The following is a 19,639-nucleotide window of genomic DNA, read 5'->3' as shown; positions in this document are numbered from 1 at the left end:
CACTGGAGCTCCAATGTGGGATAAACCCTTACTTCATCTCTACGATGACCTGCTCGTTCCACAGTTGCGGCAGCTTCTTGGAAGTCGCTTCCCAGGCATCGGCATCCTTGATCGGCTGCGGGTTGGCCTTGGTGTACTGCTCGCCCGGGATCAGGTTCTTGGCGATATCAGCCGGCAGTTTCAGGTCGGTTTCGGCACGGATCGGACGTGCGTTGCCACGCGCCAGGTTGAGTTGGCCGGCGTCGCTGAAGATGTATTCGCGGGTCAGCTTGGCGGCGTTCGGGTGCTTGGCGTATTTGTTGATGATGGTGGTGTAGCCGGATTTCACCGAGCCGTCCGATGGGATCAGCACCACGTAGTCATCCGGGTTGGCCATCTTGGCTTTGTAGCTCAGGCCGTTGAAGTCCCAGACGATACCCACTTCGACTTCGCCTTTTTCCATGGTGGCGATGGTCGGGTTGGACAGGCCGAGGCGACCTTGCTGGGCGATCTTGGTGAAGAATTGCAGGCCCGGGGCGATGTTCTTTTCATCGCCTTTATTGGCGATGGCGGCGGCGAGTACGGCGTTGGAGGCCTGGGCCGCAGTACTCACGTCACCCACCGAGACTTTGTATTTGCCGGTTTGCAGGTCCGCCCAACTGGTAGGGACTTCGGAGCCGTGCAGCAGCTTCTTGTTGACGATGAACGCGATGGTGCCGGTGTAGGCCAGGGCCCAGTGACCGTCCTTGTCTTTCGCCCAATCCGGCACCGAGGCCCAGTTGGACGGCTTGTACGGCTGGGTGACTTCCTGCTTCACCGCGATCGGGCCGAAGGCGGCGCCTACGTCGCCGATGTCGGCGCTGGCGTTGTCTTTTTCGGCCTTGAACTTGGCGATTTCCTGGGCCGAGCTCATGTCGGTGTCGATGTGCTTGAGGCCGTAGGTCTTGGCCAGGTCTTCCCAGGTGCCTTTCCAGTTGGCCCAGTCATCGGGCATGCCGACGCTGTTGACGGCACCTTCCGCTTTCGCGGCGGCTTCCAAGGTTTTTAGATCGGTATCAGCGGCCATGGCGGCGGTGCACATGGCAATTGTCGAGCCTAACAGTGATGCCAGGAAAAGCTGTTTCATCCGAAGCTCCTTTGGGCGTTTTCAACGCGGCGGTGTTTTCTACGGTGTTGTTGGTCTAGGTCAGAGCAATACCTGAGCCAATCTAGACGCGATGGATGACAGTTTCATGTCGATGTCGTTTTTAAAACCTTGATGTCGCTCGGCGCAGACTTAGCGTAGACCATGCTCAAGTGCCCGTAGCGACTGGACTTGGCCGATGTATTGCAGGGTGTGGTGCAGGGACGGGACAGGGACTGTCATCTGTCGGTCATCAGGAGTGCCTAGGCTGGCAAGCAGTCGTGCAAGCCCATTTATGCAGCGGTTTGTGCACCTGAACAGTGCTGGTCTAGTCCAGATAGGTAACGTTGATGCGTGATGAGGCAATCAAGGCGGTGACATCCATCGGGCTGGCGCTGCAAGAGCAGATCGACCACGGCCTGTTGGCGCCTGCAAGCAAGCTGCCTGCCGAGCGCAAGCTCAGCGAGTTGTTTGGTACCACTCGAATTACCGTGCGGGAAGCCTTGTTACAACTGGAGGCCCAAGGGCAGATTTATCGCGAGGAGCGCCGGGGCTGGTTCGTTTCGCCGCCACGCCTGGCCTACAACCTGATGCAGCGCAGCCACTTTCACGCCATGGTCAACGACCAGGGGCGTGTGGCATCCACCGAAGTGATCAGTGCGCGGCTGCAGCCGGCCTCGGCCGCGGTGTGTGCGTGGTTGCAGCTGCCGGCGTTGTCCAGGGTGATCCAGATCTGCCGGGGACGGCGGATTGACGGGCGGCTGGTGTTGTATGTGGAGCACTACCTGAACCCGCAGTATTTCCCGGGGATTCTTGAGTGCGACCTGAATCAGTCGATGACCGAGTTGTATGCGCGCAAGTACGACTTGCACTACGGGCGGGTGCGCTTCGAGATCGTGCCGACCTCATTGCCGGTGGAAGCGGCGGCGGCATTGCGCGTGTCGGTGGGCAGCCCGGGCTTGCGGATCGCCCGGGGCAATTATGACCAGCACCAGCGCTTGATCGACTGTGACTTGGAATTCTGGCGGCATGATGCGATTCATGTCGGCGTGGATGTGGTTTAACCCACCAAGGCTCTGTCACTCAGCTATCCGGCGTGAGTGCCTTGATCACTTGGTCCACATTGTTCTCCAGCTCCGATACCGGGTCCGCGCCGTCGACGTTCAACACCAGCAGCGTTGAACCGCCTGCCGTGATGGCGGCTTTCACTGTGTCACTCGGCTGGCGATGATGCAGCACCACGGCCACGTCGTTGTCCTTCAGCTCGGCACTGAGCTTCTGTAACGCCTCAGGCGTCCAATCGGCGTCGGGCCGGGCATCGGTGCTGAGCAGTTCCAGATTCAAACTGCTGATCAGATAGGCAAAGTGATCGCTCAAACTGACCACACTCAGGTTGTCCGCCTTGGCCAGTCGCGCCTCACTGTCGGCGCTGAGCTTGAGCAGGCGTTTCTTGAGGGCGGCCAGGTTGGCGTCGATCTTCGCCTTGGAGCCCGGTGCCAGGCGGCTCAGGTCGGCGGCCAGGACATCGGCCATGCGCCCCAGGTTGTTGCTCGATTGCCACGGCTGGCTGTTCAAGCCATCGGCGACGCCAGGTTGCACGGCGATGCCCGGCAGGCCGCCATCCACCGGGCGTGCCGCATCGATTTCGACGATGCGGATATTGCTGCGCCGTGCCACGGGGTAGAGCGGGTCATCGGCCCACAGCGAGCGCACGCCGATGGCGGCGTCGGCGTCCTGGGCCAGGCTGTTCAGTGCCGGCGCGCCACGGCCGGTGAAGTACGACACCTGTCGCGAGCCCGGTAGGTTGGCCGGCGCGGCGCGCTCGAGCTGCACGTCGGTGCCCTTGAGCAGCACCTGCGCCAGGCCATAGGTGATCGGCAGCGAGGCCAGGACTTTGACCGGTTTTGCCGCGTGTGCAGCAGGTTTGCCCACGTCGGCCGCCATCAACGGCGTGGTGATCAAGCAAGCGATGGCCAGGGCCAGAGGCTGAAGAACGGAGCGCATTATCCAAGGTTCCCTTTAAGGCTGGGCACGGTGCCGCGCGCGATGGCGGCAAGGGCGAAGGCGATACCCGCCATCAAGATGATCGCGGCACCGGAGGGGATGGGCAGGTCGAAGATGATCGGCAACAGGATCCCGCACAGGGTGCTGACGGTGGCGATCACCACCGAGATCCAGAAGAAGCCTTTGAGCGACTGGCTCAGCAGGCGTGCCGCCGCAGCCGGAATCACCAGCAGCGCGCCCACCAGGATGGCGCCGATGACCTTGACTGCCGCCACGGTGATCAGCGTCACCAGGATCACGAACAGGTAGTCCAGGGTCTTCACCGCCACGCCACGCACCGCCGCCAATTGCGGGTTGAAGCTGGCGAGCATGATGCGGTTGTACAGCGGCAGCGCCAGGGCCATTACCAGTGAGCCGACAATCGCCAGCACCAGCAGGTCGTTACCGTTGACCGTCAGCACCGAACCGAACAGCACGTTCTCGAGGATGTGCACGTTGATCTTGCCCGCCAGGATCAGCAGCAGGCTGGCGCCCAGCGCCAGGGACACCGACAGGAACACGCCGATCAAGGTATCCGGCGCCAGGCCGGTGCGGTTGCGCAGGTAGTTGAGCAGGATGCCGAACAATAGGCAGTAACCGAACAGGCTGCCATAGGGCCCGGTGTAGGGCTCCCCCAGCAGGATGCCCACGGCCACGCCGGTCAGTGCGGCATGGCCGACCGCTTCGGAGAAAAACGCAAAGCGCTTGACCACCACCAGCGTGCCCAACCCGCCCAGCACCGGGCCGATGAGCAGACCGGCGAGCAGGGCGTTGACCACAAAACCATAGGCCAGTGCCTCCGGCAGGTAACCGGATGAGGCCCAGCCCTGGACCATCAGGCGAAACGCTTCATAACTCATGGCGCCGGGCTCCGCGGGTGGGTAGAGAACAGGGTCAGCAGGCGGTCCGGGGTCAGCGCCTCTTTCGGCGTGGCGTCGAACAGCAGGCGGCGGTTCAGGCCGGTGACGCGGTCGGCCAGGCGGCCCACGGCTTCCAGGTCGTGTTCGATCCACAGCACGGTGATGCCGGCCAGGCGCCAGTCATTGAGCAGGCGTTCGAACACCTGGATGCCCGCTTCATCGAGGGCCGACATCGGTTCATCCAGTACCAGCAACTGTGGCGCCGGGATCAATCCCTGGGCCAACAACACCCGCTGGCGCTCACCGCCGGACAGCGCGCCCATGCGCCGCTTGCGCTTGTCCTGCATGCCGACCCGTTCCAGCGCCTCGCCAATCGCGGCGGCGTAATGTTTGGACAAACCCAGGAACGCCGGGCGCCGCTGGCACATGGCAGCCATGAAATCGTCGACCGTCATCGGCAGGCCCCGGTCGAACTCCAGCGCCTGGGGCACATAACCGATGGTGCCGGGTGTGCCCGGCCATTGCAGGCTCAGTTGTCCCAGGTGCGGTGTCTGCCCCAGCAGGGTCTTGATCAGCGAGCTTTTGCCGCCGCCATTCGGCCCCACCAACGCATGGATGCTGCCCGGCTGCACCTGGAAGCTCACGCCGTCGAGGATCACGGTGCGGCCCAGGGTCAGGGACACCTGGTCGAAGTCGAGGGTCGGGCCGACGCTCGCGACCTTAAGTTGCTGCGCTGCGGTCATGCTCCGGACTCCTGAATCGCCCGTACCACGGTGTTAAGGTTGCCGGTCATTTCCACTTCGTATTTTTCAGCGCTGTATTCGCCGTAGGAAATATGCGACAGCGGGTACAGCTTGACCCCGGATTCGCGCTGGATGGTGTCGACGTAAGTGGAGGGGAAATCCATCTCCGAGAAGATCACCTTGACGTCCAGGGCACGCAGTTCGTCGATGGTCTTCTTCAACTGGCTGGGGCTCGGCTCGATCCCGTGGGCCGGCTCGACCACGGCGGTGACTTCCAGGCCGAACTCGCGCAGTAGGTAATCGTAGGCCGCGTGCACGGTGGCGACACGCAGGTCCGGGTTGGGTGCGCCGGTCAACTTGGCCAGGGCATCGGCGCGCATCTGCCGCAGGCGTTTGCCGTAGGCACGGGCGTTCTGGGTGTAAGTCTTGGCATTGTCCGGGTCGAGCTTGCCCAGCTCGCGGGCGATGTTGTTGACCTGGGCAATCGATGCGCTGATCGACAGGAAGGTGTGCGGGTTGACCACCTTGCCGGCACCGCGCGCGGCGTTGCCGGTGGCCGCCAGCAGCGGCACGTTGGCGTTGGCTTCGATCACCGGGATGTCCGGGCGCTCGCTGGTGGCGATCATGCGGTCGGCGAAATCGTCATGGCCGACGCCGTTGAGCACGATCACATCCAGGGTGCCGATGCGCTTGATGTCTTCGGCGCGTGGCTCGTAGGCGTGGGGATTGAAGCCGGCCGGGATCAGCGGCACGACGTCGGCCTTGTCGCCGACGATATTGGCCACGTAGCTGTAATAAGGGTGCAGGGTGATGCCGATACGCAGGCGCTTGGCCGCTTCGGCATTCGCGAGGGGAGCGAGTATCAGGCTGAACAGGCCAACCAGAAACACGCGCAACAGGGGCGATGAAATAGACATGGGCAATCGGTCTTCTCGTTCAGTGGCGGTGCTGGCGGGTGACGCCGGCATCGAATTGCGCGACCACCTGCTGCCAGCCGGCTGCGATCAGCGCCTGGTCAGTGAGGTCGGAGGGGGCGCCCAGGTGTGTGCTGCGGTTGAGCCAGATATCCGGCTCGCTGCCCTGTACGCGCATCAGCAGTGAACCGCTGGTGGTCGGCGTCTGGCTCAGTCCCAAGTAGGCCGAATTCGCCAACAACTGCCAGCGATGGTCGCCGCGGCTGACCGAACTGGCGTCCTGGGCAAAGGGCGCGAAGCCTTCTTCGGCCAGTTGCTCGGGGCCAGGCAGGGCGCTTTGCTCCTGCTGCAGCAAGTGGATTTCATCCAGCGTGACCCGCAGGTCGGCGTAGATACCTTGTTCGGCGGCGCTCAGGTCGCGGCGGGCATCCAGCTGATGGCGGGGCAGCGCCGCGACTGCCTGGGTTTCACCGTGCAGCGCCACCACCGTACCGGCCACCGCGAGGATGATCAGGCACAGCAGCAGTACGTAGAGGGTTTCGTGGCCGGCACCGGCGGGGCGAACAACCTGTGTCGTACTCATTGAGGCTGGATATCCGCTTGGTCGATTTCCACCACGTGACCGGGGCCGGCATCAAACAGCACGTAGAACTCGGCGGACGGCTTCTTGAAGGTCAGGGTGGAGTCCTGGCCGAGCTTGCCGGGCACCAGGATGGTTTCGTCATAGCCGATCACATCCAGGGTCACGCCGGGGGCACCGCTGCCGTCGGAGAAACCGCCTTTGCACTGGATCTGCTCGCCGGGTATTTCCTTGCATTCGCACATCGGGTTATGGGCAAAGACGGTGGTGCTGAAACCGGCGCACAGCAACAGCGCGGCGCGGGACAGGTGTTTGAACATCATGGTTTGACTCCTTGCTTGTTCAGCCAGGCAATGGTGGCAGGCGAGGCCTGGCTCAGCGGGATGGAACCCTGGTGCATGGTGCCGTCCCAGCCTTCCATGGTGACCCACAGTTCGGCGTCGATGGGGGTACGCTCCGGCACGGGCAGGCCCGCACCCATGCGGTACGGGGTACCGAAGAAGATCACCCCGGCAGCACGCAGGCTGCGCGGCTTGCCGATGCGCAGGTACGTGGCCTTGACCTGGTCGGCGCAGGTGGCGCAGAGGGCGGCGTTGAAGGACTTCATCGGGCCGGCCGGGTCGGGGCGCGGCCCTTCATTGCGAAATTCGGCCAGCGTGAGGCTCCAGGGGCCGACCTGTACGTCGCCGGCCACCCGCTCGCCGATGCCGGTGTCGCCGCGAAACAACGCGGCATCGGCGAAGTACTTGGGCATGAAGCCCAGCGGTACCAGCAACAGCAGGACATTGATGTGGAAACGCCATTTCAGCCAAAAGGTCCGCAACGGTGAAGGCGGGGTAGCGTTGGCGGACTTGCTCATGGGTTGGCCTCCGAGGTTTCAGACCGCATGGCCGGAATGGCTGCCGGCGCACGTTGTGTCTTGGCCTCACGCTTGAGAGCGTTGAGGGTGGCCAGGGCCGTGCGCTTGGTCCAGATCAACAGGCCGCTCAAGACCATCATGCTCAGCACAAGGCCGAAGAATGCCCAGATCAGCTTGATCCACAACCCGCCAAAGTCGCCGGTGTGCAGGGGGCGCATGGACTCGGTGACGAACTCCAGCTTGGTGCGGTCGGACAGCAGGTGCGACGAGGCGATTTCACCGTCATACGGGTTGATCTGAGCGGTCTGGAACATCAGCGGGTACCAGCCCCGCCCGCCGATTTGCAGGTGGCTGTAGGCATTGAGCGGCAGGCTCACGAAACTCGCCTCCAGCCCTGGGATACGTTGGGTGGCGATCGCGATCGCCTCATCCACCGGAATCATCGGCGCAGGCACGCCGGGGGCTGAGGTTGGGACTTTTTCGCGGGCGATCACCGGGACGATGGGCTCGCTGGAGATGGAGATCTGATTGTCACCCAGGATTGCCTGGATCAGGAACCAAGTGCCAGTGATGGAAATCACCGCAATAAACCAGATCGACCAGATACCGCTCAGGCGGTGGAAGTCGCCCCAGAAAATCCGCGCGCCGTGGCGGATACGCAGGGTCGGCTTGAAAAAGCCTTTCCAGAAGCGTTTGTACACCACCAGGCCGGTGACCAGTGAGGCCAGCAACGGCAAGCCGAGCAGCGACACCAGGTACCAGCCCCAGCTGAAGCCATTGGTAAACGGCACCAGCCACCAGCCGTGCAGGGCGCGGGTGAACTGACGGAAGTTGAACGACGGGCTGATGCCTTGGATCGCCCCGGTGTACGGATTGACGTAGACCTCTACCGAGCGCCCGTCCGGGTAGCTGAGGTCGACGCTGAGGGCGAAGTGGGATTCATCCGGGCGGCTGATCGATTGGACGAAGACTTGGGGTTCGTCGCGCTTGATGGCCGCGATGACCTGGTCGTAGCTCAGTGGTTGCGCATCATCCGACGGCTTGCTCGCACGGATGTCCGGGTTGGCCAGCCACACGATTTCCTGGCTGACCACCGCCAGGGTGCCGGTGACGCAGACAATCAGTACAAAGAACCAGATGGGCAAGGCCAGCCAGCTATGGACGAGAAACCAGAGTTTTGAGCGTGACTTCTTCGACATGTGAAAGAGGGTCTTGATCAGAGGAGGGCGAGGGAGGCCCGTAAAAGGCCAGTCGTAGCTTTTGCTGACGCGACCGGCTGTATCTAAATTAAGACGGATGAGAATGAGAAATCCCCAAGATGGATATGAAAGAAAATGTTTCAGGTTCACATCCAGCGGTTTTTTACAGCGTGGGGGTATTCATGAAGTAGGGTAGGAGCCGGCGAACCGGCTCCGATGCTCAGCCTTGCTTGAACATTTCCATGGCGCGCTGACGGATCTGTTCTTCGCTGAGGTCTTCCTTGCGGGTGGCGAGGTACCAAAGATGACCGTATGGATCCTTCACGCTGCCCGAACGGTCGCCATAGAATCGGTCCTCTGGTTCGGACACCACGCTGGCGCCCGCTGCGACGGCTTGTTTGAACTGTGCGTCTACGTCGTTCACGTACAGATGCAAAGCGACACTGGTGCTTTCAGCCGGATTGCTCAGGGACATCTGATCGCAGGGCGTGCCCAGCATGATCGCCGAATCACCAATGCGCAGCTCGGCATGGCCGACCCTGCCATCGGGCATGTCCAGGCGCATGATTTGGGTGGCGCCGAAGGCCTTTTTGTAAAACTCGATAGCCTCTGAGGCTTTGTCGATGCCCATATAGGGCGTGACACTGTGATAACCCTCGGGAATGGGTTTAACGCTCATTTCGTTCTCCTTGATTGTGGTTGTGGAGGCACGGCCTCTTCACTATAGGCCATGCCCATCAAGGGCTCCGAGGGCCCCGACAAGGGGGCGTTAAGCCGGGCTCCAGCAATTGCGCCCCCGGCCCGCGCCCACCGAGCTGGTCCTCCGGGTTGCGCAACGGGCACGCGTCCAGCGACAAGCATCCACACCCAATACAACCGGTGAGTTTGTCCCGCAGCAGCATCAGCTTATGGATGCGCTCATCGAGGTCTTCCCGCCACCGCGCGGACAACCGCTCCCAATCCTGAGCGTTGGGCGTGCGTCCTTCCGGCAACGTCTGCAACGCCTCGCCAATCGTTGCCAGTGGAATTCCCAGGCGCTGGGCGATCTTGATCACCACCACCCGGCGCAGTACATCCCGTGGATAGCGTCGTTGATTGCCGGCATTGCGATGACTCTTGATCAGCCCCTTGGTTTCGTAGAAGTGCAGGGCCGTAACAGCTACACCGCTACGGGCTGCCAGTTGGCCGACGGTGAGCTCTTTGGTAACCATGAATACTCCAATTAAGCGCTTGACCTTGACTTAACTCGAGGTTTTACCCTGCGTGGTATCGAATCACAAGATTCTGCCTACAGAGAAAGGAGAGTGTTCATGCAGGTATTAGAGAAGAATCGCAGTTTCACTCAACTGATCGAGTTTCACATCGAACCCCAGCAACAAGTGGCGCTGGTGGCGGCCTTGTCCACCCAAAGTGAACGCCTGGCCCAGGGCCATGGCGGCTTTATCAACGCGAGTGTGCAGGTCAGCGAAGACGGGCGGCGGGTGCTCAATTACCTGCAATGGCGCTCCCGCGAGGACGGCGAAGCGGCGTTCCAATGCTTTGAGCACGGCGAGGAAGATTTCTGGACACTGATTCGCGCCCACCAGGCCACGGCCGTGACCTTTGGTTCGTTCCAGGTGCTGCGCAGTTTCGAGCGCAGCCATGACAACGCGTTGCACTGCCGCCTAAATGGATAGGTGCAGCATGCGCTCGCCCTGCACGTTTTCTCCAGGGCGACGCTTGTTCACCGCCAACTCGCCGATCTTGATCAGGCGCGTGCGCGTGACGTTGCGGCTCAGGCCCAGCAAGTTGGCGGTGTGCACCTGGTTGTAATGGCTGAAGCGGTAGGCGGCGCGCAATAGCGCGTCTTCAACCTTTTCGTGCAGGGCACCGGCCTGTTCTTCGAAGAGCTTTTGAAACGCGCGCTCCAGCAAGGCTTCGGCGCTGTTGTCGGTGCCGTGCTGGCTGTCGTCCTGGCGCTCGATGCGCATGTTCGACAGGCGCAGGTCGTCGCGTTCGATCACGCCGTTACGGCAGATCAGCAAGGTGTGGTGAATCACGTTTTCCAATTCGCGGATGTTGCCCGGCCAGCTGTAGCTCTTTAGCTTGTGTTCGGCCTCGCGGCTGATGGTGATCGGGCCGTAGCCCAGGCGCTGGCTGTAGGCTTCGATAAAGTGCCGGGTCAGCGGCAGGATATCGCCGGGGCGCTCGCGCAGCGGGCTGAGTTCCAGGCTGACGACGTCGAGGCGGTAGTAGAGGTCTTCGCGGAAATGCCCGGCGTTGATGGCCTTTTCCAGCTGCACGTTGGTGGCGGCCAGTACGCGCACATCGATCGGAATGCTCTTACGCGACCCCAGGCGCACCACTTCGCGCTCCTGTAGGACGCGCAGCAGCTTGACCTGGATGGGCATCGGCAAATCGCCGATTTCATCGAGGAACAAGGTGCCACCATCGGCCTCTTCGAACCAGCCGGCCTTGGCGCTGAGGGCGCCGGTAAATGCGCCTTTTTCATGGCCGAACAACTCGGCTTCCACCAGGGATTCGGAGAACGCGCCGCAGTTCACCGCCACGAACGGCCGGTTGCGCCGCGCGCTGAGGTTGTGGATGTGGCGCGCCACCAGCTCTTTACCGGTGCCGGTCTCGCCGATGATCAGCACGCTGGCTTCGCTGGGCGCCACTTGCTGGATATGGTCGAGCAGCGCCCTGGATTTCGGGTCTTCGAAGACCTGGGCCGTGGCGCGGATCGACGTCGCAAGGGCGGGCGAGGGCGGTAAGGTTAGAAGCTGCATGGGCACCTCTTTTTTATGAGTAGAACGTCGGAATCGGCAGGGATTGGTTCAACGCCCAGTCCCCCAGCTCGTGGAGTTTGTAGTCGACCGGGTCGTGCAGGGTTTGCGTGCGCAGGTTGCGCCAATGGCGATCCAGGCGCAGGGACGCGTGGGTGGAGCGCGCCCCGGTGACTTCAAACAGGCGGCTGCACAGGTCCAGGCCTTGGCGGGTGGCGGCGACCTTGGCGGTCGCAATGGCAATCGCCAGTTGACCGCGTTCGTTTTCCCTGAGGTTGGGGCCTTTTGCCCAGGCCTGGTCGAGCAGCTCTGCAGCGCGTTCCACCAACAGGCGCACACCCTCCAGGGCCACCCAGAATTCGCCGTAGTGATGCAGCACGTAAGGGTCCTGGCGCACGTCTTCGGCCGAGGACTTGTGCCAGGAACGGGTCTCGGTGAGCGTGTAGTTGCGCGCTTCTTCGAAAGCACCTTCGGCGATGCCGAGGAACATATGGGTGAAGGTCAACTGGGCGATCAGCGGGCGCAGGCAGGCAAAAGGCGTGCTCAGCGGGCCTGGGTCGAGCAGCAATTCCGACTCCTCGACGCGCACCCGTTCGAAGCTGGCGCTGCCGCTGTCGGTCTGGCGCTGGCCGATATTGTTCCAGTCGTTGTGCAGAGTGATGCCGCTGCGCCCGCTGGGGATGGCGGCGATCAGCAGCTTGCCGCCGGCGCTTTCATCTACCGCCGAGGCAATCAGCATTTCCGAGTCGCTGGCGCCGGAGCAGAAGCTCTTCTTGCCGGAGAACTCGCGCCAGCCGCCGAAGTCCTTGACCACGGTGCGTGTGTCCAATGGGTTGAGGGCGTTGCCCCAGAACCAGTTTTTGCGCGCGGTCTGTTCGAACCAGGGTTGCCATTGGTCCGGCCGCGAGAACAGGCGCACGGTGGCGAGCATCAGGTGGTGGAAGCCGAAGACGTGGGCAATGGAGCTGTCGACCTTGGCGAACTCGCGCACGATGGCCAGGGTGTCACTCCAGCGGGCGCCGAGGCCGCCGTATTGGGTGGGAATGCTCAGGGCCAGCAGGCCGCTTTGGCGCAGGGCGTCACGTTCGGTCTTGGGGGTGCCCCCGCGCTCGTCGCGTTCGACGGCGGTGAGGGCGAATTCGGCGGCCAGCAGTCTGGCGGTCTGCAACGGTGATGGCAGGACGCTGTGGGGTTTGGCGGTCACGGGGTTTCCTCTTTATAGGCGGGAACGACCAACGCCGCTCCCGCCGCTGCGCCGATCAGGCCTTGGCTGGCAGAACATCGTTGGCGATCATTTCGCCGAACGGGCCAGTGAGGTTGGTGATGCCGCGTCCGGCCAGGCTGGCATAGGGTTCCGGCAGCAGCGGGAACACCAGCTCGGCAAAGCGATAGGCTTCTTCCAGATGCGGGTAGCCGGAGAAGATGAAGCTTTCGATGCCCAGGTCGGCGTATTCCTTGATGCGCTCGGCTACTTGCCGGGGGTTGCCCACCAGCGCGGTACCGGCACCGCCGCGTACCAGGCCGACACCGGCCCACAGGTTGGGGGCGATTTCCAGGTTGTCGCGGCGCCCGTCATGCAAGGCGGCCATGCGGCGCTGGCCTTCGGAGTCGAAGCGCGAGAAGGATTTTTGTGCGGCGGCAATGGTTTCGTCGCTGATGTGCTCGATCAGCTTGTCGGCGGCTTTCCACGCGTCCTCTTCGGTCTCGCGCACGATCACGTGCAGACGAATGCCGAACTTCACCGTACGCCCGTGGCGGGCAGCGCGTTCACGTACATCCGCGAGTTTTTCGGCGACGGCGGCGGGCGGTTCGCCCCAGGTCAGGTATACATCCACCTGTTCGGCGGCGAGGTCGTGGGCGGCATCCGAGGAACCGCCGAAATACAACGGTGGATAAGGCTTTTGCACCGGTGGGTAAAGCGCCTTGGCGTTCTGCACTCGCAGGTGTTTGCCTTCGAAGTCCACTGATTCGCCCTGCAATACGCGGCGCCAAATTTGCAGGAATTCGTCGGAGACTTCGTAGCGTTCGCTGTGGTCGAGGAAGCTGCCGTCGCCGCGGTTCTCGTCGGGATCACCGCCGGTGACCACATTGATCAGCAGGCGACCGTTGGACAGGCGATCCAGAGTCGCCGCCATACGCGCAGAAACGGTCGGCGAGATGATGCCCGGGCGAATCGCCACCAGGTAACGCAGGCGTTCGGTCAGCGGCACCAACGCCGAGGCGATGACCCAGGAGTCTTCGCACGAGCGGCCGGTAGGAATCAACACGCCGTGGTAACCCAGGCTGTCAGCCGCCTGCGCGACTTGCTTCAGATAATTGAGGGTGACCGGCCGTGCACCTTGGGTGGTGCCCAGGTAATGACCGTCGCCATGTGTTGGCAGAAACCAGAAAACATCCATGACCAATCCTTAAGCGATTTTCAGCAGAGAGGGGGAGTGCGCTGCAAACAACGGCGCTGCGCGTTCTGCCGCAAGGCGTATACGGCCCTTCAGGGGCTCACTGGTTATTTGGTAATCGGTGAAGTCGGCCTCGGTGGCGTACACCCCGATCGGCAGGGTCAGGGCCTGGAAGAAGCTGAACAGCGGCCGCAGTTGGTGATCGAGAACCAGCGCGTGGCGCTCGCTGCCGCCGGTGGCTGCGAGTAATACCGGGGTGTCGATCAGGGCGTTGAGGCCAACCAGGTCAAACAGATGCTTGAGCAGGCCTGGGTAGGAACCGCGATAGACCGGTGCGGCGACGATCAGCAGGTCGGCCTGTTCGATGGCCACCAGTTGGGCTTCGACCTCGGCGGACAACTCATCCCGTGACAGCGCACCACCGAGCGGCCGGGCAATGTCGCCCAGCTCGATCAGGGTGGTCTGAATCGGCAGCAAGGTCGCCAATTCAGCCAGTACGGCTTGGGTCAGCACGAGGGTCCGGGACGGGCGCCAGGTTCCGCCGGAGAGGGCAACGACATTCAGGGGACGGGTCATGAACAGTTCCTTTATCAACAGTGGTTCATAGCAGGTGGAGTGCAACCTGTTGAGCAAGAGCTGTACCAACGGGTGCAGGCCTTGATTGGCGTGGGTTGCAGGTTCACTGCTGAAAAATGCTGCTGTTGTCTGACTGGTGATTTGTTGAATGGCTGTTGCCTGGCAAACAGTTGCGTGGCGAACAGTGCAGTTGCGGTGCAAGTCCTTTATAGAGCGTTGCATTTATTCCGTAAATGAACGTATTTCCATATTTATAGATCATAAGGAAATATAAGGAGTAGCTATCGAGGGTGCGTTGGCGGTTGATAGCGACTATCACGGACGGTGATTTTTCACTCTGTGAGGTCGGGAGTAGCCTGTGTTCATTGACTCGAAACCTTCTTTCCAGGGCTACCGCCATGAACCGATTTCTTGCTGTTTGCTTAGTGATTGTCAGCGCCGTACTCGCCGGGTGTGCGAGCCATCCATCGCCGGAATTGCGTCCCTACACGGCCGAAGAGAGCAAGCAACTGGCCCTGGAAGCGCTGAGCCGTCGTGGCTTGTCGTTTGATGAATATCAACAGCAGCGCGCCGCACTGACCGGCCAGCCACAGAAGCCCTTCGGATTTGATCGCCAGGGCGAAATGAACGCCGAGCGCAACGTGGTTTTGCATGGTCGTCCCAGTTGAGTTGGCACTGCGCAGCAAAAAGCCCGAGGCTTCCCTTGAAGGAACCTCGGGCTTTTTGTTTGCCATGGCACGACTTCAGCCTGTTAAGCTGAATTTCAGGAGCGTTCCTACGCACATTTACTTAAAGTTGTCCTTCTTTAATGGCATTCGATCCGGTAAACCTGACGACCTCTGTTCCGGCCGATGCCCCTGAGACGCTGCTCTCGGGAACCTGCTCTGCGAGTCTTGACTGTCATGAATAAACGTCCGCTGTATTTCGACTACGCCGCTACCACCCCGGTGGACGAGCGCGTCATCCAGGTGATGGTCGAGTGTCTGGGCTTCAATGCCAATTTCGGTAACCCCGCGTCCAGTTCCCATGCGTTCGGCCAGGCGGCCCGGCAAACGGTTGAGCAGGCGCGTCGCCAGGTGGCCGAACTGGTCGGCGCACAGCCTGAACAGATCGTCTGGACCTCCGGCGCTACTGAGTCCAACAACCTCGCGATCAAGGGCGTTGCCCAGGCGCGTGGCGTGGCGGGCGGGCATATCATCACCAGCCAGATCGAACACAAGGCCACGCTGGATACCGCGCGCCAGTTGCAGGAAGCCGGTGTGGCCGTGACTTACCTGGTGCCGGACGCCGACGGGTTGATCAGCGCCGACGCCGTCAGCGAGGCATTGCGTGAAGACACCTTTCTGGTATCGCTGATGCTGGTGAATAACGAACTGGGCACCCTCAATGACATCCCGGCTATCGGCGCACGTGTGCGTGAGCATGGCGCCTTGTTGCATGTGGACGCGGCGCAAGGGGCGGGCAAGGTGGCGATCGATTTGGCGCAGTGGCCGGTGGACCTGATGTCGTTTTCCGCGCACAAGCTGTATGGCCCCAAGGGGATTGGCGCGCTGTATGTCGGCCCTCGGGCGCAACAGAAAGTGTCGGCACAGATTCATGGTGGCGGCCACGAGGGGGGCTTGCGCTCCGGTACCCTGGCTACCCATCAGATTGCGGGCATGGGCGCGGCGTTCGCTCTGGCGGCGGCGTCTTTTGCGCAGGAGAAGGCTGTCATTATGACCTTGCGTCAGCGCCTGCTGGATCAGTTGGATACGCTCGGTGGCGTGCGCCTCAATGGCAGCCCTGCGCAGCGTATTCCTCACACCCTCAGCCTTACGTTCAGCGAAGGTGAATTCGACGCTGCTGCGTTGAGTGCGGGCATCGCCTTTTCGGCGACCTCGGCCTGCAACTCCGCGAGCAATGCACCTTCCCACGTGCTGCTTGCGTTGGGCCTTGACGCACGTTCTGCCGGCCGCACCATACGTTTGAGCCTGGGCCGGTTTACCACCGAGCAGGACATCGACCAGGCCGTGCAATTGATCAAGGCCGCACTGGCCAGCGCACCGGCGTTCTGGGCCGTCTGATTTTCACATAACAATTATTAGTGGTTAGCAGGAGACACAATGAGTACGCAGCCTTTGACCCATGGAACGGTTCCCCAGCGCTTGGCGCATACCCGCGAACTGATGCGCCGCGAGGGCATTCACGCCCTGCTGGTGCCGTCGGCTGACCCGCATTTGTCCGAGTACCTGCCGGGTTACTGGCAGGGACGCCAATGGTTGTCGGGGTTCCATGGTTCGGTAGGCACGCTGATTGTCACTGCGGATTTCGCCGGTGTCTGGGCCGACAGCCGTTACTGGGAACAGGCGACCAAGGAGATCAAGGGCAGTGGCATTGAATTGGTCAAGCTGCAACCGGGCCAACCCGGGCCGTTGGAGTGGCTGGCCGAGCAGACGCCGGAAGGCGGTGTGGTGGCGGTTGACGGTGCGGTGATGGCTGTCGCGTCGGCGCGCATCTTGGGCGCCAGGCTGGCAGAGCGCGGGGCGCGCCTGCGGACCGATATCGACGTACTCGATGCGGTTTGGAAAGACCGTCCGAGCCTGCCGAGCCAGCCGATCTATCAGCATCTGCCACCGCAAGCGACCGTCAGCCGTGGCGATAAACTTGCCGCACTGCGCGCCAGTTTGAAAGAGAAGGGCGCCGACTGGCACTTCATCGCCACCCTGGATGACATCGCCTGGCTGTTCAACCTGCGCGGCGGCGATGTTTCGTTTAACCCGGTGTTTGTGTCGTTTGCGTTGATCAATCAACAACAGGCCACGTTGTTTGTGGCGCTGAGTAAAGTCGACGCGGACCTGCGTGCGGTGCTTGCGCAGGATGGTGTGACGTTGCGCGACTACAGCGACGTGGCGGATGCACTGCGCGCGGTGCCATCGGGCGCCAGCATGCAGGTTGACCCGGCCCGCGTTACTGCCGGTCTGCTGGAAAACCTGGATCCCGGCGTCAAGCTGATCGAAGGGTTGAACCCCACCACGCTGGCCAAATCCCGCAAGAGCCTGGCGGACGCGGAGCACATCCGCCGAGCCATGGAACAGGACGGCGCGGCGCTGTGCGAATTCTTCGCCTGGCTGGACAGTGCACTCGGGCGTGAACGCATCACTGAATTGACCATCGATGAACACTTGACGGCTGCGCGCACCCGTCGCCCCGATTACGTGTCGCTGAGTTTCAATACCATCGCAGCATTCAATGCCAATGGGGCCATGCCGCATTACCACGCCACCGAAGAAGAGCATGCGGTGATCGAAGGCGATGGCTTGCTGCTGATCGACTCGGGTGGCCAGTATTTGGGCGGCACCACGGATATCACGCGGATGGTGCCTATCGGTACGCCGAGCGACGAACAGAAACGTGACTGCACCCGTGTGCTGAAGGGCGTGATTGCACTGTCACGTGCGCATTTCCCCAAGGGGATTTTGTCGCCGCTGCTGGATTCCATTGCCCGCGCGCCGATCTGGGCCGAAGGGGTGGACTACGGCCACGGTACCGGGCACGGCGTAGGTTATTTCCTCAATGTGCATGAAGGCCCACAAGTGATCGCCTACCAGGCCGCCACTGCGCCGCAAACCGCGATGCAGCCAGGGATGATCACCTCCATCGAGCCGGGCACCTACCGCCCTGGACGCTGGGGCGTGCGTATCGAGAACCTCGTATTGAACCGCGAAGCAGGCAAGACCGAGTTTGGTGAGTTCCTCTCGTTTGAAACCCTGACCTTGTGCCCGATCGACACCCGTTGCCTGGAGCCGTCGCTGCTCACCGCGGATGAGCGCGAGTGGTTCAATGCGTACCACGCTCAGGTGCGTGAACGCCTGAGCCCGCTACTCAGCGGTGCTGCGTTGGAGTGGCTGCAGGTGCGTACGACGGCTATTTGACCTGTTGCAAAATCAGGAGCTGCAATCATTCAGTTGCAGCGCCGCGAAGGGGCGGGGTTGTATCAGGCATTTATATGAGCAGTCGCTGGTGACTGCTCGGAGGAGATTACTTGCAGATGACGATCATGCTGCGGCTGGTATAGCCGGCAGGGTTGATGCCGAAGGGGTAGTCCCCTGGCTCCTCGGAATTGTCACCGGACTTGGCGATAACCCGGTAGCCCTTGGCGCCACAAGAGTTGGTTGCACTGGTGTAGCACTGGTCCCAGGAAGAAGACAGGCCGGAACAGTTGATATGCAGCCCTTTTTTGCCGCGTTTTACTTCTGTCTTGGTAGTCGCGGCACAGCCAGCAAGGGCCACGACCATTAACAGTATCAAAATTCGCTTCATTCCCATCCTTATATAGCCGCTTCACAATGCTCGAAGTCGGCTCTACTCGCTCTCGAGTGTAGCGTTCGCGCTGTCCTTGTCGAAAAACTCCATGAATGACATTCGTTTGCAGTTTAAACATGGCCTAAATACGCGGCAAATACCAGAGCAACTTTCAAAGATGATTCAATCCGCCGGAACCAGCGGCTTGGAGTCATTGCGCATTGTCAACGTCGCACCTACCGAGGCCATGATGATGCAACTTATGGCCAGCCATTGCGGTAGGGATAGATGTTCCTGCAGGAAGAAAAGTCCTGAGAGCGCACCGAAAGCAGGCTCAATGCTCATAAGCGTTCCGAATGTGCGGGCGGGAAGGCGTGTCAGCGCAACCATCTCCAGGGTGTAGGGAAGTGCCGTGGACAGAATCGCGACACCGATGGCGACCGGGATCAATGCCGGGGTCAGTAGCGCGGTACCGGCGTGGACAATGCCGATGGGCGCAACAAACAGGGCAGCGATCATTACGCCCAGGGCGGCGGTCTGAACGCCGTTGTCGTTGCCTGCTTTCTGTCCGAACAGAATGTAGAGTGCCCAGCAAGCCCCCGCCCCCAAAGCATAGGTCGCGCCGGCCAGGTCGATTCCGCTGCTGGCTTCCCCCGTGGGGATCAGCAGGAGCAGGCCGATGATAGCGAGTGCTATCCACAGGAAGTCTACCGCTCGGCGCGACGCGTAGATCGCGACGGCGAGCGGTCCGGTGAATTCAAGGGCTACGGCAATGCCCAACGGAACGCTGCGCAAGGACATATAGAAGAGGAAATTCATGCCGCCCAAGGCCATGCCGTAAACAACCACTGTACGCAGGGATTTTGCGGTCAGCCTGGCGCGCCATGGCCGCAAGATTAGTAACATGATTACGCTGGCGAAGATCAGGCGCAGGGTTGTGGTGCCCTGGGCTCCGACAATCGGGAACATGCTCTTGGCCAGTGAGGCTCCGGACTGGATGGAGGCCATGGCGATCAACAGCAGGCCGACAGGAAACAATGCCGAGGCCAAGCTGCGGGGGGAGGTGGTCATTGGGGCGTTCGTCCGAGGTCATATTCGAGAAGCAGGGGCGGCTATGATGCTTAACTGTTCGGGTTTGAGCAATATATTGCCCAGTTTGACTAGTGGGCGGCCTATATATAGACGGATTCAAAGGTTGTTAGGTGTCTTGATAGAAAAACCAAATTAATGGTTGACGGCAGATTCTGGACGTCTATAATTCGCCCCACTTCCGGCGCAGTCGAAACGTAAAACTCCTTGATAAACAATGAGTTATGCAGAA

General features: G+C 61.4%; 22 protein-coding genes. 5 read left to right on the top strand and 17 right to left on the bottom strand.

From position 1 onward, the window contains the following. Window positions 1–28: 28 nt before the first annotated feature. Entirely contained in the window at window positions 29–1,105 is a 1,077-nt protein-coding gene (locus AC07OT_RS30120) for an ABC transporter substrate-binding protein (protein ID WP_027607118.1), read from the bottom strand. 347 nt (window positions 1,106–1,452) lie between these two features. On the opposite strand from AC07OT_RS30120, the gene AC07OT_RS30115 reads away from it, so the two are divergent. Continuing rightward, complete coding sequence (locus tag AC07OT_RS30115; protein WP_495109793.1) at window positions 1,453–2,166, top strand: UTRA domain-containing protein; 714 nt, start codon at window positions 1,453–1,455, stop codon at window positions 2,164–2,166. Between the two features lie 19 nt (window positions 2,167–2,185). Here AC07OT_RS30115 and AC07OT_RS30110 read toward each other — a convergent pair whose 3' ends face one another. From AC07OT_RS30110 to soxR, 10 genes are all read right to left on the bottom strand, one after another. Next, the gene (locus AC07OT_RS30110) at window positions 2,186–3,106 is read right to left on the bottom strand and encodes a metal ABC transporter solute-binding protein, Zn/Mn family (protein ID WP_495109792.1); all 921 of its coding nucleotides are present in this window, start codon (window positions 3,104–3,106) and stop codon (window positions 2,186–2,188) included. Beyond that, a complete protein-coding gene (locus AC07OT_RS30105; protein WP_099584462.1) occupies window positions 3,106–4,005 on the bottom strand; it encodes a metal ABC transporter permease in 900 nt (299 codons plus the stop codon). Before AC07OT_RS30105 ends, AC07OT_RS30110 begins: the two co-directional genes overlap by 1 nt. After that, window positions 4,002–4,748 carry a metal ABC transporter ATP-binding protein gene (locus AC07OT_RS30100; RefSeq protein ID WP_495109791.1) on the bottom strand — a complete coding sequence of 249 codons (747 nt, stop codon included), beginning with the start codon at window positions 4,746–4,748 and terminating at the stop codon, window positions 4,002–4,004. The genes AC07OT_RS30105 and AC07OT_RS30100 overlap by 4 nt, the downstream gene beginning before the upstream one ends. After that, window positions 4,745–5,665 (bottom strand): metal ABC transporter substrate-binding protein, encoded by a 921-nt coding sequence (locus AC07OT_RS30095; protein WP_027607123.1) that lies wholly within the window; start codon window positions 5,663–5,665, stop codon window positions 4,745–4,747. The genes AC07OT_RS30100 and AC07OT_RS30095 overlap by 4 nt, the downstream gene beginning before the upstream one ends. Before the next feature lie 19 nt (window positions 5,666–5,684). Further along, entirely contained in the window at window positions 5,685–6,245 is a 561-nt protein-coding gene (locus AC07OT_RS30090; RefSeq protein ID WP_495109790.1) for a DUF6162 family protein, read from the bottom strand. After that, window positions 6,242–6,565 carry a hypothetical protein gene (locus AC07OT_RS30085; RefSeq protein WP_495109789.1) on the bottom strand — a complete coding sequence of 108 codons (324 nt, stop codon included), beginning with the start codon at window positions 6,563–6,565 and terminating at the stop codon, window positions 6,242–6,244. Before AC07OT_RS30085 ends, AC07OT_RS30090 begins: the two co-directional genes overlap by 4 nt. Continuing rightward, window positions 6,562–7,101 carry a PA2404 family protein gene (locus tag AC07OT_RS30080; protein WP_495109788.1) on the bottom strand — a complete coding sequence of 180 codons (540 nt, stop codon included), beginning with the start codon at window positions 7,099–7,101 and terminating at the stop codon, window positions 6,562–6,564. Before AC07OT_RS30080 ends, AC07OT_RS30085 begins: the two co-directional genes overlap by 4 nt. Further along, the gene (locus AC07OT_RS30075; RefSeq protein ID WP_141157192.1) at window positions 7,098–8,300 is read right to left on the bottom strand and encodes a PepSY-associated TM helix domain-containing protein; all 1,203 of its coding nucleotides are present in this window, start codon (window positions 8,298–8,300) and stop codon (window positions 7,098–7,100) included. Before AC07OT_RS30075 ends, AC07OT_RS30080 begins: the two co-directional genes overlap by 4 nt. Before the next feature lie 220 nt (window positions 8,301–8,520). Then, entirely contained in the window at window positions 8,521–8,979 is a 459-nt protein-coding gene (locus tag AC07OT_RS30070; protein ID WP_141157193.1) for a VOC family protein, read from the bottom strand. Window positions 8,980–9,037: 58 nt separating this feature from the next. Further along, window positions 9,038–9,511, bottom strand: coding sequence for a redox-sensitive transcriptional activator SoxR (gene soxR, locus AC07OT_RS30065; protein ID WP_495109787.1), 474 nt, complete (start codon window positions 9,509–9,511; stop codon window positions 9,038–9,040). A gap of 99 nt (window positions 9,512–9,610) precedes the next feature. Here soxR and AC07OT_RS30060 point away from each other — a divergent pair, with 99 nt between their 5' ends. Further along, window positions 9,611–9,976 (top strand): antibiotic biosynthesis monooxygenase, encoded by a 366-nt coding sequence (locus tag AC07OT_RS30060; RefSeq protein ID WP_495109786.1) that lies wholly within the window; start codon window positions 9,611–9,613, stop codon window positions 9,974–9,976. Here AC07OT_RS30060 and AC07OT_RS30055 read toward each other — a convergent pair. From AC07OT_RS30055 to msuE, 4 genes are read right to left on the bottom strand one after another with little or no spacing between them, the layout of a single operon-like run. Further along, the gene (locus AC07OT_RS30055; protein WP_065924541.1) at window positions 9,965–11,068 is read right to left on the bottom strand and encodes a sigma-54 interaction domain-containing protein; all 1,104 of its coding nucleotides are present in this window, start codon (window positions 11,066–11,068) and stop codon (window positions 9,965–9,967) included. The genes AC07OT_RS30060 and AC07OT_RS30055 overlap by 12 nt on opposite strands. Window positions 11,069–11,081: 13 nt before the next feature. Next, entirely contained in the window at window positions 11,082–12,269 is a 1,188-nt protein-coding gene (locus tag AC07OT_RS30050; protein ID WP_495109785.1) for an acyl-CoA dehydrogenase family protein, read from the bottom strand. 55 nt (window positions 12,270–12,324) lie between these two features. Next, complete coding sequence (ssuD, locus tag AC07OT_RS30045) at window positions 12,325–13,464, bottom strand: FMNH2-dependent alkanesulfonate monooxygenase (RefSeq protein ID WP_027607133.1); 1,140 nt, start codon at window positions 13,462–13,464, stop codon at window positions 12,325–12,327. A 9-nt stretch (window positions 13,465–13,473) separates the two neighbouring features. Continuing rightward, window positions 13,474–14,037, bottom strand: a complete 564-nt coding sequence (gene msuE, locus AC07OT_RS30040; RefSeq protein WP_495109784.1) for an FMN reductase — start codon at window positions 14,035–14,037, stop codon at window positions 13,474–13,476. A gap of 398 nt (window positions 14,038–14,435) precedes the next feature. Between msuE and AC07OT_RS30035 the strand changes: the two genes are divergently transcribed. The 3 genes from AC07OT_RS30035 (at window position 14,436) to AC07OT_RS30025 (ending at window position 17,948) form a co-directional block, all read left to right on the top strand. Continuing rightward, on the top strand, window positions 14,436–14,705 hold the full coding sequence (locus AC07OT_RS30035; protein WP_065924558.1) for a hypothetical protein: 270 nt from the start codon (window positions 14,436–14,438) through the stop codon (window positions 14,703–14,705). Between the two features lie 234 nt (window positions 14,706–14,939). Then, complete coding sequence (locus AC07OT_RS30030) at window positions 14,940–16,100, top strand: cysteine desulfurase family protein (protein WP_495109783.1); 1,161 nt, start codon at window positions 14,940–14,942, stop codon at window positions 16,098–16,100. Between the two features lie 39 nt (window positions 16,101–16,139). Further along, window positions 16,140–17,948 (top strand): aminopeptidase P family protein, encoded by a 1,809-nt coding sequence (locus AC07OT_RS30025; protein WP_495109782.1) that lies wholly within the window; start codon window positions 16,140–16,142, stop codon window positions 17,946–17,948. A 106-nt stretch (window positions 17,949–18,054) separates the two neighbouring features. Here the strand turns inward: AC07OT_RS30025 and AC07OT_RS30020 are convergent, their stop codons facing one another. Both AC07OT_RS30020 and rhtA read right to left on the bottom strand, forming a co-directional pair. Continuing rightward, window positions 18,055–18,336, bottom strand: coding sequence for a hypothetical protein (locus AC07OT_RS30020; protein WP_495103193.1), 282 nt, complete (start codon window positions 18,334–18,336; stop codon window positions 18,055–18,057). 165 nt (window positions 18,337–18,501) lie between these two features. Then, the gene (gene rhtA / locus AC07OT_RS30015; protein ID WP_065939873.1) at window positions 18,502–19,389 is read right to left on the bottom strand and encodes a threonine/homoserine exporter RhtA; all 888 of its coding nucleotides are present in this window, start codon (window positions 19,387–19,389) and stop codon (window positions 18,502–18,504) included. Window positions 19,390–19,639 lie beyond the last annotated feature (250 nt).

The organism is Pseudomonas sp. GW821-FHT09C10, assembly GCF_059418085.1.
The sequence above is the reverse complement of the archived record's forward strand: the minus strand, read 5'-3'. Positions and strand labels throughout refer to the sequence as shown.